A 14532-nucleotide genomic window follows, 5' to 3' on the forward strand; every position below is an offset into this window, starting at 1 on the left:
GCGCCCCGAGCCCCTGCGGCCGCGTCGGCCGCGGCGGGCCACAACATCGGCCGCCACCAGCGGAGTTCACATTTTTTACACAATCCACATGCGAGGTGACCGACGGGTAACCGGGGGGCCTGTTCCAAGCCCCGGAGCAATAGGAAACGGCGCACTATCCAAAGCCAGGGCAGAGACCTGACGAAAGTTGAGTGTTGGACTCAAAGAAGATCCGTATTATTCGACTGCAGGCAGGGGGGAGCCAGCTACGACGGATAAAATCCGCAGGTCACATTGGGCCGAGCCGCAGGCGGTGCCGCGCCGGCGACCACGACAGTGACATTCGCGACGCGCTCCCTCCCCCTCTGCCGCCCGGCCACCGGGCCGGGCGTATGGACTCGAGCGGAAGTGAGGTACTCACACAACCCAGGAACTCCTGACGAAGCAACCGGATCCGGAGGTGAGTGACATGGCGACGAGGGCCCTACCAGCGGTGAACCCGGCTGACCCGATCTTCGCGCAGTTTTCATGTCCACGGCACCCAAAAGATCCGGAGCATTTCGGCACGCAGACATCAGCACAACTTGACGCGGGGGTATCAAGAGGTCATGGATCTTCGGCTGATAGAACCGATATACAAGAGAATCGGCACCGCGGAGAACTCCCAAAAGGAAATACCCGCCGTCGGTCTCGAATTCGGAGTGCTCGGGCCGCTCGAAGTACAAATGAACGGCCGAGGTCTTACGGTGGGCGGTCCCAGGCAGCGGGCCGTACTCTCCGCCCTGCTTCTCTCGTTCAATCAGGTGGTGTCTTTTGATTCCCTGATAGAGAAGGTCTGGAACGGGCGTCCGCCGAGTACGGCGCGCACTCAGGTGGCCATTTGCATCGCCACTCTGCGCAAGATCTTCCGCACCGCGGGCTGGGACCAGGAAACCATCGTCACGGCCACGCCCGGCTACATGCTCAGCCTCGCCGGTCACTCGCTCGACTCGCTCCGTTTCGAGCAACTGGTCGCCCGGGCCACGGAGCTGACGGTGGAGAACCGCCCGGCTCCGGCGGCGGAGGCGCTGCGCCAGGCGCTGGCCCTGTGGCGCGGCCCCGCGCTCGGCGGCGTCTACGCGCCCTTCGCCGAGACCGAGGCGGCCCGCCTGGACGAACAGCGGATGCTGGCCGTGGAACAGCACATGGCGCTCCGCCTCCAACTCGGCGAACACCAGGCCGTGCTGGGCGAACTCCAGGCGCTGGTGGGCGCCTGCCCGCTGCGGGACCGGCTGCGCTACTACCTGATGCTCGCCCAGTACCGATCGGGCCGACGGGCGGAGGCGCTGTCGACATTCCGCGACGGAATGCGACACTCCATCGAAGAGATCGGTCTCGAACTGGGCACCGACCTCCAGACACTGCACGACTCGATCCTCCGGGACGAATTCCCGCAGCTCGATGTCCCCGGCATAGCGGCGCCGCAAAGAGAGGTCCGGCAGACCGTTCCGAGTCAGCTTCCGGAAAGCGACGCCTACTTCATCGGGCGTAGTCGGGAGCAGTGGCTGATGGATGATGTGCTGCTCGACGGATCCGCACAGAATCCACCCCCCATCGCCTACATCACCGGAAGTCCCGGAATCGGAAAGACCAGCCTCGCTGTCAACTGGGCGCACCGCACGGCACACAGATTCCCGGACGGGCAGCTCTTCGCCGACCTCCGGGAGGGCGACACGCTGACCGTGCTCCACCAGTTCCTGCGCCAGCTGGGAGCCGAGGGCCCGCTGCCCGCCGAGCCCGCGGACGCGGCCGAGCGGTACCGCGGGATGCTGGAGGGCCGACGCGTCCTGATCGTGCTCGACCACGCCTCGTCGTACGCCCAGGTGCGTCATCTGCTGCCCACGAGCGGCGGGTGCTGCGTCCTGATCACCGGCCGGGCCAACCTGGACGAGCTGATGCAGAAGTACCGCGCCCTGCGGCTGCGCGTCGCGCCGCTGTCGGACGACGAGTCCCGGGAGACGCTCACCAGCGTGCTGCGGGACGCCAGGGCGGAGGACTCCCCCGAGGCGACCAGCCGCCTCGCCGCGCTGTGCGGGCACACCCCGCTGGCGCTGCGGGCCGCCGCGGCCCGGCTGCTCACCAAGACGCACTGGCGGGTCCTCGATCTGGTCCGCCGGCTGGAGCGCTCGGGCGACCGGCTGGCGGAACTCAGCATCGGTGACGACTCGTTGCGCGCCCGGCTGGACCGCAGCATGCGGGACCTGGATCCCAGGGTGGCCGCCGCCTACCGGGAGTTGAGCCGCCTCGACGACTCGGAGTTCGAGGCCGCGGAGGCGGCGAAGGTGCTCGGCACGGACCTGCTGGAGGCCGAGGATCTGATCGAGACCCTGGTCGACGCCCAGCTCGTGGAGGCGGTGGGCCGCAGCGCCTGGGGCGAGATGCGCTACCGGTGGCAGGAGTTGGTGCGGCTGCACGCCTTCCACTCCCTGGTGGCCGCCACCCCGTGCGGGGTGGGCACCGACTGATCCGGCCACGACTACGGCCCGTACGCCCCTGCCGGGGTCGTACGGGCCGTCGCGTCGTGCGGGGGCGTCAGTTGCCGGCGCTCATCGCCTCCACGAGGCTCCTGGGCCGCATGTCCGTCCAGTTCTTCTCCACGTACTCCAGGCACGCCTCCCGGTCGGACTCGCCGAAGGCGACCGTCCATCCGGCGGGCACGTCCACGAACGACGGCCACAGCGAGTGCTGCCCCTCGTCATTGACCAGCACGAGGTAGCGGCCGTCTGCGTCTTCGAACGGATTGGTCACTTCGCATTCCTTCCGGGAGCGTCGGGCAAAGACTCTGCGCGGGTTGCGGACCCTGCCGACCACCGTCAAGGTACGGGGACCGTTTTTCCTTCCGATATCGATCCGTTTTTCCGCGGGCCGGCGCGGGTCGCGCAGGGCCCGCTCAGCGACCGTGGTCGACGACCTCCGGGTCGTGCCGGGCCGCCGTGTCGAGCCGGGGGCCGTGGCTGCGCAGCCGCTCGTCGAGGAAGGCCGCCACCAGCTCACGGGTGATCCGCTGGGCGTCCGCCGCGCCGAGCGTGACCTCGGGGCCCGCCGCGCCGGTCCGCTCCAGGAGCGGCGCGTAGTCGGTGAAGGACAGGTGGCCCGCGCCGCGCACCGAGAGCCAGCGGCGCGGCCCGGACAGGTCCTTCCAGGCCCGCTCCCAGGTGGGGTCGGCGCCCGGACGGCCGTGCCCGCCCGCGCCGAGCAGCAGGAACGGCCGGTCCACCGGGCTCTTCCCGGCGGTGTGCACGGTGCCGTCCAGGTTGGCGGCGGCGGCGAAGCCGGCATCGGTGCGCAGCGCCTCGAAGGCCGCGGCGCCGCCCACGGAGTGGCCCACCACCGCCACCCGCGACGGGTCCAGCGGCCCCAGCCCCGCGGTGCCGGGCGACCGGAGCAGGCGCTCGCGCAGGAAGCGGAGGTCGGCGGCGCGGACGGCGGCCACCCGGGCGCCCTCCGGGCGTCGTTCGCAGGCCAGGCAGCCGGTCACGCGGCCGTCGGGGTGGCTGATGGCCGGGGCCTCGTAGGCGTGGTCGACGGCGGCGACGGCGTAGCCCCGGCTGGCCAGTTCCTCGGCGAGCCCGGTCAGCGAGGTGCGGGGCAGCGTGAAGCCCGGTGACAGCAGGACGAGGGGCAGGCCGCGCGGGGGCGCGGGCAGCGGCGGCGGGGCCAGGCGCGCGTGGACGCGGGTGCGGCTGAGCAGGTCGGCGGGCACGCCCTTCACCCGGTGGAAGCGCAGGATCAGCTCCGACTCCCGCGCGGTGACGTAGGAGGCGTGCGGCGCCCGGGAGGGCAGCGCGGGGTACCAGAGCGACACCGTCAGCTCGCGGTGCCGGTCCGGGTTCCAGGGGTCGCGCCGGGAGGTGTCGCTCAGCTGTGCCGTGCGCAGGCCGACCGGCAGGGCGCCGGTCGGCGCGGGGAGGGCGGGCAGGGCGGTGGGCGCGGCGCGCGCCACCTTGGGGGCCGGGGCGGCGGCCGCGCTCCGGCCGCCCGCGTAGGAGGGTGCGACGGCCAGCAGCAGCGCGGCCGCGAGGGCGGCGCATCGACGCGCCGGACGGCCGGACCGGGTCACCTTCGTCATCCGCGCTCACTTCGTCGGAAGCAGGAACACCGATGACGTTAGGAGCGGAAAAGGCGAGGTGAAAGCGGGGACGGCGGATTCATGACCTTGGTCGGCAGAAGTCTGTGCGATCTCCGTGGGCCGAACGGTGATACGCCTGGACCTTGGTCATTCGCTTCGCCGCTTTCCCCTTTCCTACGGCAGGGGTTCTTTCGGCAGGGCCCTCACATGTAGATCGTCACGAGGCTCGTGTCGCGCACACCGGTGACGTTCTTCGGGCCGTACTCCGACTCGGTCGGGTCGAAGTCGAACTCGACGTACGCCTCGCCCGAGAAGTGGGGGCAGGCCAGGTAGCTGGTGCTGGACGCGGTTCCGGACGCGGTCTCCCAGGTGATGTTCCAGGCCACGCAGGCGGAGTCACCGCCGGTGAAGGGGCCGCCGGGCTTGAGGTCCTCGACGTGGCCGGTCACGCGTACGCCGTCGTCGCCGACGCAGACGGTGATCTCGCCCCGGCCGAAGTCCTCGGTCCCGCTGTCCGTCACACAGCCGGGCGCCGCGTTCTGGCCGGGCGTGGCGGAGGCCGCCGTCGATGGGAGCAGGGCGGCCGCGCCGATCGCCGCGGTGAGAGCCGTGGCACGCAGGATTCCGCGCATGGTCGTGTCCTTCCGTCGGTGGTTCCGGTCCGTGCGTGGTGCCGTCCGTACGGTGGTCCGTGGTTCCCTCCAGGCCTCAGGGCCGGGGTGTGTCCGGCTCGCGGATGCGGGCCCGGCCCGCCACGCCGAAGCGCAGGGCCTCCCGCAGCCGGACCGGCCCGGTGGCGTCCCCGGACCGGGCGGCGTCCCGCAGTTCGCGGGCCACGGCCTGCGCCTCGGCCGCCCAGTCGTCCAACTGGTCGGCGACGGGACCGGCGTTGGCGGTCAGGGTCTGGGCCCACCGCTCGGGGTTGCCGTCCGCGGTCCTGGTGACGTCGCGCAGGTCCTGGCCGGCCAGCCGCACGGCCGACTCGTCGCCGCCCAGCAGGCGCGCGGCGACGAGGCTCGCGACCAGGTGCGGCGCGTGCGAGACGAGGGCGACGGCACGGTCGTGGGCCTCGGGGTCGAGCAGCACCGAGACCGCCCCGCACAGCGCGACCAGTTCCAGCGCGCAGTTCAGGGCGAGGTTCCCGGTGGCCTCGGTGGGGGTGAGCGCCCAGGGCCTGCCGTCGAAGAGGTCGGCCCGGGGCTGCGCGGGGCGCTCTCCGCCGCCGACCACGGGGGCGCCGCTGACCAGCGAGGTCAGGTCACAGCCGTAGGCCCTGACCTCGCGGTGCAGTCGTACCTTGACGCCGGAGACGTCGGTGTAGCAGCGGGCCGTGCCGAGCTTCTGGTGCTCGGCGAGGACCGGGGCGACCTGGTCGGGCGGCACCGCGAGCACCGCGATGTCGGCCTGCCGCGGGGGACGCGCCGCGAATCCGGCCCCGCAGCGTTCGCCGGCCAGCGCCGCCTCGGGGTCGGCGTCGTCCAGGTAGGTGGTCACGCCGTGCCGTCGCAGTGCGAGCCCCACGGAGCAGCCGATCACCCCGGCGCCCACGATGACGACGCTGCGCATCCGTCTTCCTCTCCTCGGCCGGGACCCGGTCCCGGTCCCGCTGCCGCCCTCGCTTCCGCTCAGCCGAAGATCTTGACCGCCTGGTAGTAGGTCCAGGCGGTGCTGTTGCAGGCCGTGTTCTTCTCGCCGGTGTAGCCGGTGCAGACGCGCTTCATGTCCTCGTAGAAGGCGCTGTCGATGCGGCTCTTGTTGGCGTCGAACTGGCCGGCCGCCTTGTAGTTGCGGTAGCCGAAGTCGTGGCGCGCACAGGCGTTGTCGAAGGGGAAGCCGAAGGGGTTGTCCGGCGCCTGGGTGCACAGGTCGGTCGACCAGTCGAATCCGTAGGCGGCCCAGGCGGACTGGTTGCGGTTGGCCGCGAGCCACGCGTTCTGGCTGGACGCGCTGGTCTGCGTGAAGGAGGAGAGCACCTGCGGCTTGTCCGCGGGGGCCGCCTGGGCGGGGGCGGCGGCGATGCCGAGCGCGAGCGCCGAACCGAGGGCGGCGAGGGTGGTCCTGGTCTTCGTCGTGGTGCGCATGGGACGGCCTCCAAGGTGGGGTGAGGATGCGGCTCAACCACCTTGGCGAGACCCGCTATGGGCCCCTTATCGCACCGCTATCGCGCCCCGTCCGGACACGGCGAAGGTGACACGGCGAAGGGGCCGCACCCGGCTGGCGGAGTGCGGCCCCTTCCTCTTCCGTGGGGGGAGGAGTACGGGTGTCCTAGGCATCTCGGCGGCGCAGGACCGCGGCACCGGCGACGTAGGCGGCCAGCGCCCACAGCAGGAGGACCAGCAGGGCGGTTCCGCCGCCGTACGGGTCGCTGTCCTGGGTCAGCAGGACGGTGCCGGCGACGCTGGGCATGTAGTCGGAGGCGGTCTCCAGCCACTTGGCGCCCACGACGCCCATCAGTTGGGGCAGGGCGAGCAGCACCATGATGAGGGTCGTGATGGTGCCCGCGGCGCTGCGCAGGACGGTGCCGAGCCCGATCGCCATGACGGCGAGGAGGGCGAGGTAGACCCCGGCGCCGAGCGCGGTGCCGAACAACTGGCCGCCGGTGTAGTCGCCGTAGTCGCCCATCAGGGGTGCGGCCACCAGGGTGCCCAGCAGGCTGAAGACGAAGCCGGCGACGACCACGACCGCGGCGATCACCAGGGTCTTGGAGCGGAGCATCCGGCCACGCTTGGGCACGCTCTGGAGCGTGGTGCGGATGGAGCCGCTGGAGTACTCGCTGGTGAGGGCGAGGGTGGCGAGCACCACGATGGTCAGCTGGGAGATGAGGAATGCCTGCGAGGCGTGGTGCGGAGCGGGCATCGTGACGTCGACGCCCTTCTTCGCGCTGGCGTCGGCCGACGCGCCGACGATGGCGGCGAAGCCCACGGTGAGCACCAGGCCGACGACCAGGTTCCACCAAGTGGCCCGGACACTCCAGAACTTGGTCCATTCGAACGCGACGGCGCCCTTGAAGCCGCCGCCCTTCACTGGGCCCACGAGCTTGGGGACGGTTGTAGTAGTCATATCCAGTTACGCCTTCTGGTGGTCCGGGACTTCGGTGACCTGGGCGAGCGCGGGAGAGCCGTACTCCACGCTCGCGGCGGTGAGTTCCATGTACGCCTGTTCCAGGCTGGCCTTGCGCATGCTGAGTTCGTGGATGGGGACGCGGTGGTGGAAGGCCAGGTCGCCGATCTCCTCCAGGGTGCCGCCCACGACGAGGAGCTCGTCGGGCTCGGAGCCGGCGTTCGGCTCGACCCGCAGACCGAACTCCAGCAGCTCGCGCCTGAGCACGTCGGGCTGCGGGGTCCGGACCCGGACGGCGGTCAGCGAGCTGCCCGCGATGACCTCCTCGATCGGCGCGTCGGCGATGATCTTTCCGCGGCCGATGACCAGGAGGTGGTCGGCGGTCTCCTGCATCTCGCTCATCAGGTGACTGGAGACGAAGATCGTCCTGCCCTCGGCGGCCAGGGAGCGCATCAGCTCGCGGACCCAGCGCACACCGTCCGGGTCGAGGCCGTTGACCGGCTCGTCGAAGAGCAGCACCTTCGGGTCGCCCAGCAGGGCCGCGGCGATCCCGAGCCGCTGGCCCATGCCGAGGGAGAAGGAGCCGATGCGCTTCTTCGCCACCTCGGTCAGGCCGACGGTCTCCAGGACCTCGGCGACCCGGGAGGCCGGGATGCCGTTGCTGCGGGCCAGGCCGAGCAGGTGCTGGTGGGCCGAGCGGCCGGGGTGGCCCGCGCGGGCGTCGAGCAGGGCGCCGACCTCGCGCAACGGGTGCCGCAGCTCCTCGTACCGCTTGCCGCCCACCAGGGCCCGCCCGGACGTCGGCGCGTCCAGACCGACGATCATGCGCATGGTCGTCGACTTCCCCGCGCCGTTCGGGCCGAGGAATCCGGTGACCTTTCCCGGGTTGATCTCGAACGAGAGGTCCGAGACGGCCGTCTTGTCGCCGTACCGCTTGGTCAGTCGGTCCAAAGTGATCATCGCCTGGTGGCTCCTTCCAAAGTCACGTCCTCAACGCTAGGGAGAGGGGAAGGGCGAAAACATCTGGCGATCGGCAACGACCGCATTCGACTTTCGGCAGATCCGGAGCCCGCAACGCCTCTTGTAGCGTGCTGGAATGCACCGATGGCAGGCCGTGCGCCGACGAACCGAATCGCTTCTGCGGGTCCTGGGCTCCGAACGCCCGTTCGCCCGGCGTGGCGATCTGGTGCTGCTCCTGGTGCTGCTGGCGCCCTCCGCCTTCAGCACCGAGGCGCTCGTGAGCACGCCGGTCAGCTGGCTGACCGCGTGCCTGGTCATCACCGCGGCGGTGGTGGTGCAGCGCACCGCTCCGCTGCTGTCGCTGCTGCTCGCGGCGCTCCTCACGCTGTTCTATCCGTGGTTCGGCGCGAGCCTGTGGCCGTCGATGGCGACGGTGGTGCTGAGCTGCCTCGCGGGCCGCAGACTGACCCGGTTGTGGCCGGCGCACCTGGTGTTCCTGTGCGTCGCGGTGGCCGGTCTCCTGCTGGTGAGTACGGTCGCCCAGTCCAAGGACTGGCTGAGCCTGCTGATGACGGAGTTCATCGCCTGTGTGCTGCCCTGGTGGGCGGGCAACTGGTGGAGCCAGCGGACCGCGTTGACGCACGCCGGCTGGGAGCACGCCGAGCAACTGGAGTGGCGCCAGCGCTACATCGCCGACCAGGCGCGGCTGAAGGAGCGGGCCCGGATCGCGCAGGACATGCACGACTCCCTGGGCCACGAGCTGAGCGTGATGGCGCTGCTCGCCGGTGGTCTCGAACTGGCCCCGGGTCTGTCGGAGCAGCACCGGGAGTCCGTCGGGCAGTTGCGCGAGCGGTGCACGATGGCCACCGAGCGGCTGCACGAGGTGATCGGGCTGCTGCGGGAGGACCCCACGCCCTCGCTGACCCCCGCCCACGAGTCCATCGCCCAGCTCGTGCGCCGCTTCCAGCCGTCGGGCATGCCGGTGGATTTCCAGGAGGACGGGGCGCGGGACCGGCCGGGCACCCCGCTGCTGTCCGACCTCGCGGCCTACCGGGTGGTGCAGGAGGCCCTGACCAACGCGGCCAAGCACGCGCCGGGTGCCCCCATCACCGTACGGGTCACGCACACGGCGGACGAGACCGTGGTCTCGGTCGTCAACGAGCGGCCGGAGCAGGGTGCGGAGGCGCCCGCGACGGGCAGCGGGTCCGGGCTGATCGGCCTCGACGAGCGCGTCCGGCTCGCGGGCGGCACGCTGCGGACCGGCCCGCGGGCCGGCGGCTTCGAGGTGCACGCGCGCCTGCCGCGCAGCGCGTCCTCGCCGTCACGGCACATCGAACCGCCGGGCACCGGCACCGGCGGTCCGGGACCGCACCCCGACGACCACGACGCGGTCGGCGGCGGCGAGGACGCGGGTTCCGGGGCCGCTGCGACCGGGCGGGGTGCCGGGGCCGACGCGGCCCGGCCCGCGTCCGCCGCGCCCTGGCTCAGCGCCTCGCGGACCGCGCTGCTGCGCACCCGGGCCCGGCTCAGGCGCGACGCGCGGCGGGCCGCGTTGATCCCGGTGGTGCTCGGTGCCGCCATCGTGACGTTCCTCGGCGGGCTCTACGTCTTCACCTCGGCGACGACGTCGCTCAGCCCCGAGGAGTACGCCGGGATACGTGTCGGGGAGACCCGCGACGAGCTGGCGCCGGTGCTGCCGGACCGGCGGATCAGGAAGCCGCCGCCGGTCACCTCCGAGCCCGCCGTGCCGGCCGGGGCGACGTGCGAGTACTACCGGGCGAGCAGGAGTCTTCTCGACTTCGGCGACACCATGTACCGGCTGTGTTTCGAGGATGATGTCCTCATGGCCAAGGACACGCTCTGACCGACCATCTCTCACCACCAGGGAAGAACCGGATGATTCGCGTACTGCTCGCCGACGACGAGACCATCATCAGGGCCGGGGTCCGCTCCATCCTGACGACCGAGCCGGGCATCGAGGTGGTCGCCGAGGCGTCCGACGGGCGGGAAGCGGTCGAACTGGCCCGCAAGCACCGCCCCGACGTGGCGCTGCTCGACATCCGGATGCCGGAGATGGACGGCCTGACCGCCGCGGGTGAACTGCGGACCACCAACCCGGACACCGCGGTCGTCGTCCTCACCACCTTCGGGGAGGACAAGTACATCGAGCGGGCCCTCGACCAGGGGGTCGCCGGATTCCTCCTCAAGGCGTCCGACCCGCGCGACCTGATCTCCGGCGTGCGGGCCGTGGCGTCCGGGGGGTCCTGTCTCTCCCCGCTGGTGGCGCGTCGGCTGATGACCGAGCTGCGCCGGGCGCCCTCGCCGCGCTCGGAGGTGTCCGGGGAGCGCACCACGCTGCTGACCAAGCGGGAGCAGGAGGTCCTCGGCATGCTGGGGGCCGGGCTGTCCAACGCGGAGATCGCGCAGCGGCTGCACCTGGTCGAGGGCACGATCAAGACGTATGTCAGCGCCATCTTCACCCAGTTGGAGGTCCGCAACCGGGTGCAGGCGGCGATCATCGCCTACGAGGCGGGACTGGTGCAGGACGCCGACCTAGGGCGCTGAGCGGTCCTTGACGAAGCGGGCCAGCCGGGCCGCGCCCTCGGCGGCCCGGTCGGTGGTGAGGTAGCTGCACGAGAGCCGGATCTGCCGGTCGCCCGCGTCGTCCAGGTGGAAGTGGCGCATCGGGGTCCAGATGACGCCGTACTTCTCCGCGGAGACGTCCAGCGCGGCCTCGTCCGCCTCGAAGGGCACGTCGAGGGTGAGGAAGAAGCCGCCGTCGGGGTCGTTCCAGCGCACCCCGGCCGTCTCCGGTGAGCCGGGCGGCAGTTCGGCGGCGAGCGTCTCCCGCAGGCACCGCATGGTGGCCTGGTAGTGGCGTGCCGAGGACTCGTTGGCCGACCGCAGCCCGCCGCCGTTCTGGAGGAGCAGTCCCGCGACCGCGGCCTGGCTCAGGCTGGAGGTGTTGACGGTGACCATGCTCTTGACCTTGGCCACTTCGTCCGCGAGCAGACCCGGCGGGCGGCCGTCCGCGCCCGCCACCAGCTGGTCGGCGACGACGAAGCCGACCCGGGCGCCCGGGAAGGCGGTCTTCGCGAAGGAACCCAGGTAGACGACGCGCCGGTCGGTGTCGAGGGACTTGAGCGTGGGGCGGCGCACCCGGCTGAACACCCCGTAGGGGTTGTCCTCCAGGAGCAGCAGCCCCAGCCGGGCCGCGGTGTCGAGCAGGGCGGTGCGGTCCTCGCGGCGCATGCTGACGCCGGTCGGGTTGGAGCAGTCGGGCACCACGTACAGGCACCGGGCGCGCCGGCCGCTCGCCTCGATCTCCCGGACGGTGCGTTCGAGCCCTTCCAGGCTCGGGCCGTTCGGGGTGCCGGGCACGGGCACGACGGGGATGTCCAGCAGGCTCGCGGCGCCGGTGATGCCGACGTAGGCGGGGCTGTCGACGAGGAGCACGTCGTCGGGGCCGGTGAAGAGGGCGCGCAGGGTGAGGAGTACGGCCTCCTGGCAGCCGACCGTCACGACGACGGAGGCCGGGTCGACCGTCATGTCCTCGTCGACGGCGAGCATGCCCGCGACGATGTCCCTGATCTGGCCGGCGGTCTCGCCGTACTGGTAGAGCGCGGTACGGACGCGGTCCTCGGAGAGGCCGCGGGCGCGCAGGTGGTCGAGGTAGGTCTCGATGAGCCCGGGGACGCGCGCGACGTCGAAGTCCCCCTCGTACGGCCGCCCCGGCGCGAAGGAGATCGCCTGCGGATAGCGGAGGGTGACCTCGTTGAGGAAGGTCATCGTGTCGAGCAGCGGCGCGGAGAGGCTGGCGTGCAGACCGCTCCGCGGCAGCACACCTGCCGGTTCCGTGCTCACGCGGGCGGTCGTCATCCGTGGCTCCTGTCTGTGTGCGGCGCCGCACGGCGCTCGGCGGGCCGGCCGGGGTCGGGCCGGAACAGTGTGTCCGGGGTGATCGTCCCGGTCGTCGCGTGGCCCGTGAGGGTCATCGTGTCGGCGAAGTCCGCCGTCAGCAGGGTGAGCATGCGGCGTACGGCCGGTCCGCCGCCCGCCGCGAGGGCGTACAGCGCGGGGCGGCCGACGAGGACCGCGCGGGCGCCGAGGGCCAGGGCGGCGAGGACGTCGGCGCCGGTGCGGACGCCGCCGTCGAGGAGGACCGGGACGCGTCCGCGCACGGCGGCCGCCACCTCGGGCAGCGCCTCCAGGGTGGCGGGAGCACCGTCGAGCTGCCGGCCCCCGTGGTTGGAGACGACGACGCCCGCGACGCCCGCCCGCACGGCCGCCTCGGCGTCCGCCGCGGTCAGGACGCCCTTGGCGAGCACCGGCAGCCCGCTCTCCGCGCCCAGCCGGGCCACGAAGGACCAGTCCAGACGGCGGTCGAAGGCCAGCCTGCTGTGCGCCGAGGGGGTCGCGCTGCCGGCCGCCGCCGAACCGGCCAGGTTGGCCGGGGTGATGTGGGCGGGGACCGCGAAGCCGTTGCGCAGGTCGCGCAGCCGGCGGCCGGTGAACGGGGTGTCGACGGTGAGCACCAGCGCCTGGTAGCCGCTGTCCCGCGCGCGACGGGCCAGGTCCAGGGTGGTGCCGTGGTCGCGGAAGCAGTACAGCTGGAACCAGAGCGGCGCGCTCGCGGCGCGGGCCACCTCTTCGAGGGACCGGCTCGCGAAGGTGCTGACGACCAGCGGGAGCCCGAGCGCGCCGGTGGCGGCGGCGGTGGCGGTCTCGCCGTCCGGGTGGGCGAGTTCGTGGTAGGCGACCGGCGCGATGCCGACCGGTGCCGCCCACCGGGAGCCGAGCAGTTCCACGGAGGTGTCCGGCTCCTCGATGCCGGGCAGCGCCCTGGGCCGCAGCCGCACCGCGTCGAAGACGGCCTCGTTGGCGGCGAGGGTCCGCTCCCGTCCGGCGCCGCCCGCGATGAAGTCCCACACCGCGGGCGGCAGTTCCCGGCGGGCGAGTGCGGCGAAGTCGTCGAGCGTGAGCGGCTCCCGCGCCGGGTCCCCGGCGGTGGCATCGGCGGGCCGCCGGGTGGCGGTCGTCATCGACCGGCCACTTCCCGCTCCCTCTCGACGGCCTCGTACAGCGCCTTGATGTTGGAACTGCCGAAGCCGCGGGCACCGTTGCGCTGGATGTACTCGTAGAAGAGCGTGCCGCGCGGGTAGGGCGAGCGGGTGAAGATCTGCAGCAGGTAGCCCCACTCGTCGCGGTCCGCGAGGACGTTGGTCTCGCGCAGGTCGCCGATGGCGTCGGCCATGGCGCCGACCCGCTCGGTGAGCAGGTCGTAGTAGGCGCCCGGGGTGCGCAGGAAGGCCACGCCCCGGTTGCCGAGCGAGCGGACCGAGTCGACGATGTCGTCCACCAGGAAGGCCAGGTGCTGGACGCCCGGGCCGTCGTGGGCGGTCAGGAACTGGTCGATCTGGCCCGGCACCCGGGTGTCGTCGGGCTCGATGAGCGTGAAGGTGATGCCGCCGCCGGCGTTGCGCACGACGATGGAGTCCATCGCCTGCTCGCCCACCTCGATGTACTCGGAGGAGTAGTAGGGCATGTCGAAGGCCGCCTCGTAGAACTCGGCGGTGCTCCGCAGCGTGCCCGCCTCCAGGCAGACGGCGACGTGGTCGAGGAAGGGCCGGGGGCCCGCGTCGCCGGTGGCGGCCGGCAGCAGGGCCCAGTCGCGGTCGGGCGGCAGCAGCGCCGCGCCGTCCCCGTCGGTGGCGACCAGCGTGTGCCGGAGGTCCCCGAAGCCGGAGACGGCGGCGAACCAGGCGTCCTGGCCCGCCCGTTGCGAGGGCGTCGGCGTCTGCAGCGCCGTGGCGCCGGCGAGGACCGCGCGGTCGAAGCAGGACCGCACGTCGTCGCAGCTGAAGGCGAGGTCGGCGATGGAGTCGCCGTGCCGCTCCACGTACCGGGCGACGTCGGTGTCCGGCCGCAGCGCCTGGGTGACCACGAGGGTGACCTCACCGCTGCGCAGCACGGTGGACCGGCGGTCGTGCGTCCCGGTGGCGGGGCCCGCCACGGCCAGGGGGACGAAGCCGAGGCTGTCGACGAGGAAGCCGGAGGCGTCCCGGTCGTCCGCGACGTACAGCTCGGCGTACGCAATGGCACTGGGCGGCATGCGGATCTCCAATGAATGAAGGGGAGAAATACGGGAGCACCCGCCGGGGAAGAGGGTTCACCGCATTCTCGGGCAGCAATGGGAAATGCGCGTGACCACACTCTACAAATGACCCGTATAACCTCGCTATCAGCTGGTTATCAAGCTTCCTACCTGCGGTTATCCACTCGGATAACTATATTGACCATCTCGTCGCAGCCTTGCTAGCGTCCCAGTTCGCCCTTAATTGAATGCCATCCGGGCAACACCTTGTTTGTTTTAGTGCGCGCCACTGAGAGGCCGGGGGTTCCGGCGGAGGATTGTGAGGAGACAG

General features: G+C 71.8%; 13 protein-coding genes. 3 read left to right on the plus strand and 10 right to left on the minus strand.

All coding sequences use genetic code 11. From position 1 onward, the window contains the following. Positions 1 to 587 precede the first annotated feature (587 nt). Positions 588 to 2483 (plus strand): AfsR/SARP family transcriptional regulator, encoded by a 1896-nt coding sequence (locus OIE75_RS15745; protein ID WP_329471261.1) that lies wholly within the window; start codon positions 588 to 590, stop codon positions 2481 to 2483. Between the two features lie 67 nt (positions 2484 to 2550). Here the strand turns inward: OIE75_RS15745 and OIE75_RS15750 are convergent, their stop codons facing one another. From OIE75_RS15750 to OIE75_RS15780, 7 genes are all read right to left on the minus strand, one after another. Further along, a complete protein-coding gene (locus tag OIE75_RS15750) occupies positions 2551 to 2766 on the minus strand; it encodes an MbtH family protein (RefSeq protein WP_122617543.1) in 216 nt (71 codons plus the stop codon). A gap of 142 nt (positions 2767 to 2908) precedes the next feature. Further along, positions 2909 to 4087: an alpha/beta hydrolase gene (locus OIE75_RS15755; RefSeq protein ID WP_329471262.1), complete on the minus strand. Its 1179-nt coding sequence runs from the start codon at positions 4085 to 4087 to the stop codon at positions 2909 to 2911. Positions 4088 to 4290: 203 nt separating this feature from the next. Then, positions 4291 to 4719, minus strand: coding sequence for a hypothetical protein (locus OIE75_RS15760; RefSeq protein WP_329471263.1), 429 nt, complete (start codon positions 4717 to 4719; stop codon positions 4291 to 4293). A 76-nt stretch (positions 4720 to 4795) separates the two neighbouring features. Next, on the minus strand, positions 4796 to 5653 hold the full coding sequence (locus tag OIE75_RS15765) for a prephenate dehydrogenase (protein WP_329471264.1): 858 nt from the start codon (positions 5651 to 5653) through the stop codon (positions 4796 to 4798). 59 nt (positions 5654 to 5712) lie between these two features. Beyond that, positions 5713 to 6168 (minus strand): phospholipase, encoded by a 456-nt coding sequence (locus OIE75_RS15770; protein WP_122617547.1) that lies wholly within the window; start codon positions 6166 to 6168, stop codon positions 5713 to 5715. A 184-nt stretch (positions 6169 to 6352) separates the two neighbouring features. Continuing rightward, positions 6353 to 7147, minus strand: coding sequence for an ABC transporter permease subunit (locus tag OIE75_RS15775; RefSeq protein WP_122617548.1), 795 nt, complete (start codon positions 7145 to 7147; stop codon positions 6353 to 6355). A 6-nt stretch (positions 7148 to 7153) separates the two neighbouring features. Then, positions 7154 to 8107: an ABC transporter ATP-binding protein gene (locus OIE75_RS15780; protein ID WP_329471265.1), complete on the minus strand. Its 954-nt coding sequence runs from the start codon at positions 8105 to 8107 to the stop codon at positions 7154 to 7156. A 136-nt stretch (positions 8108 to 8243) separates the two neighbouring features. On the opposite strand from OIE75_RS15780, the gene OIE75_RS15785 reads away from it, so the two are divergent. Both OIE75_RS15785 and absA2 read left to right on the plus strand, forming a co-directional pair. Next, positions 8244 to 9971, plus strand: a complete 1728-nt coding sequence (locus OIE75_RS15785) for a sensor histidine kinase (RefSeq protein WP_307012979.1) — start codon at positions 8244 to 8246, stop codon at positions 9969 to 9971. Positions 9972 to 10003: 32 nt separating this feature from the next. After that, positions 10004 to 10672 carry a two component system response regulator gene (gene absA2 / locus OIE75_RS15790; protein WP_122617551.1) on the plus strand — a complete coding sequence of 223 codons (669 nt, stop codon included), beginning with the start codon at positions 10004 to 10006 and terminating at the stop codon, positions 10670 to 10672. Here absA2 and OIE75_RS15795 read toward each other — a convergent pair. From OIE75_RS15795 to hppD, 3 genes are read right to left on the minus strand one after another with little or no spacing between them, the layout of a single operon-like run. Further along, complete coding sequence (locus OIE75_RS15795) at positions 10661 to 11986, minus strand: aminotransferase-like domain-containing protein (protein WP_307012981.1); 1326 nt, start codon at positions 11984 to 11986, stop codon at positions 10661 to 10663. The genes absA2 and OIE75_RS15795 overlap by 12 nt on opposite strands. After that, entirely contained in the window at positions 11983 to 13149 is a 1167-nt protein-coding gene (locus tag OIE75_RS15800) for an alpha-hydroxy acid oxidase (RefSeq protein ID WP_307012983.1), read from the minus strand. Before OIE75_RS15800 ends, OIE75_RS15795 begins: the two co-directional genes overlap by 4 nt. Continuing rightward, positions 13146 to 14219, minus strand: a complete 1074-nt coding sequence (gene hppD / locus OIE75_RS15805) for a 4-hydroxyphenylpyruvate dioxygenase (protein WP_307012985.1) — start codon at positions 14217 to 14219, stop codon at positions 13146 to 13148. Before hppD ends, OIE75_RS15800 begins: the two co-directional genes overlap by 4 nt. Positions 14220 to 14532 lie beyond the last annotated feature (313 nt).

Origin of the sequence: Streptomyces sp. NBC_01723, from assembly GCF_036246005.1 — a bacterium.
Lineage (GTDB): Bacteria > Actinomycetota > Actinomycetes > Streptomycetales > Streptomycetaceae > Streptomyces.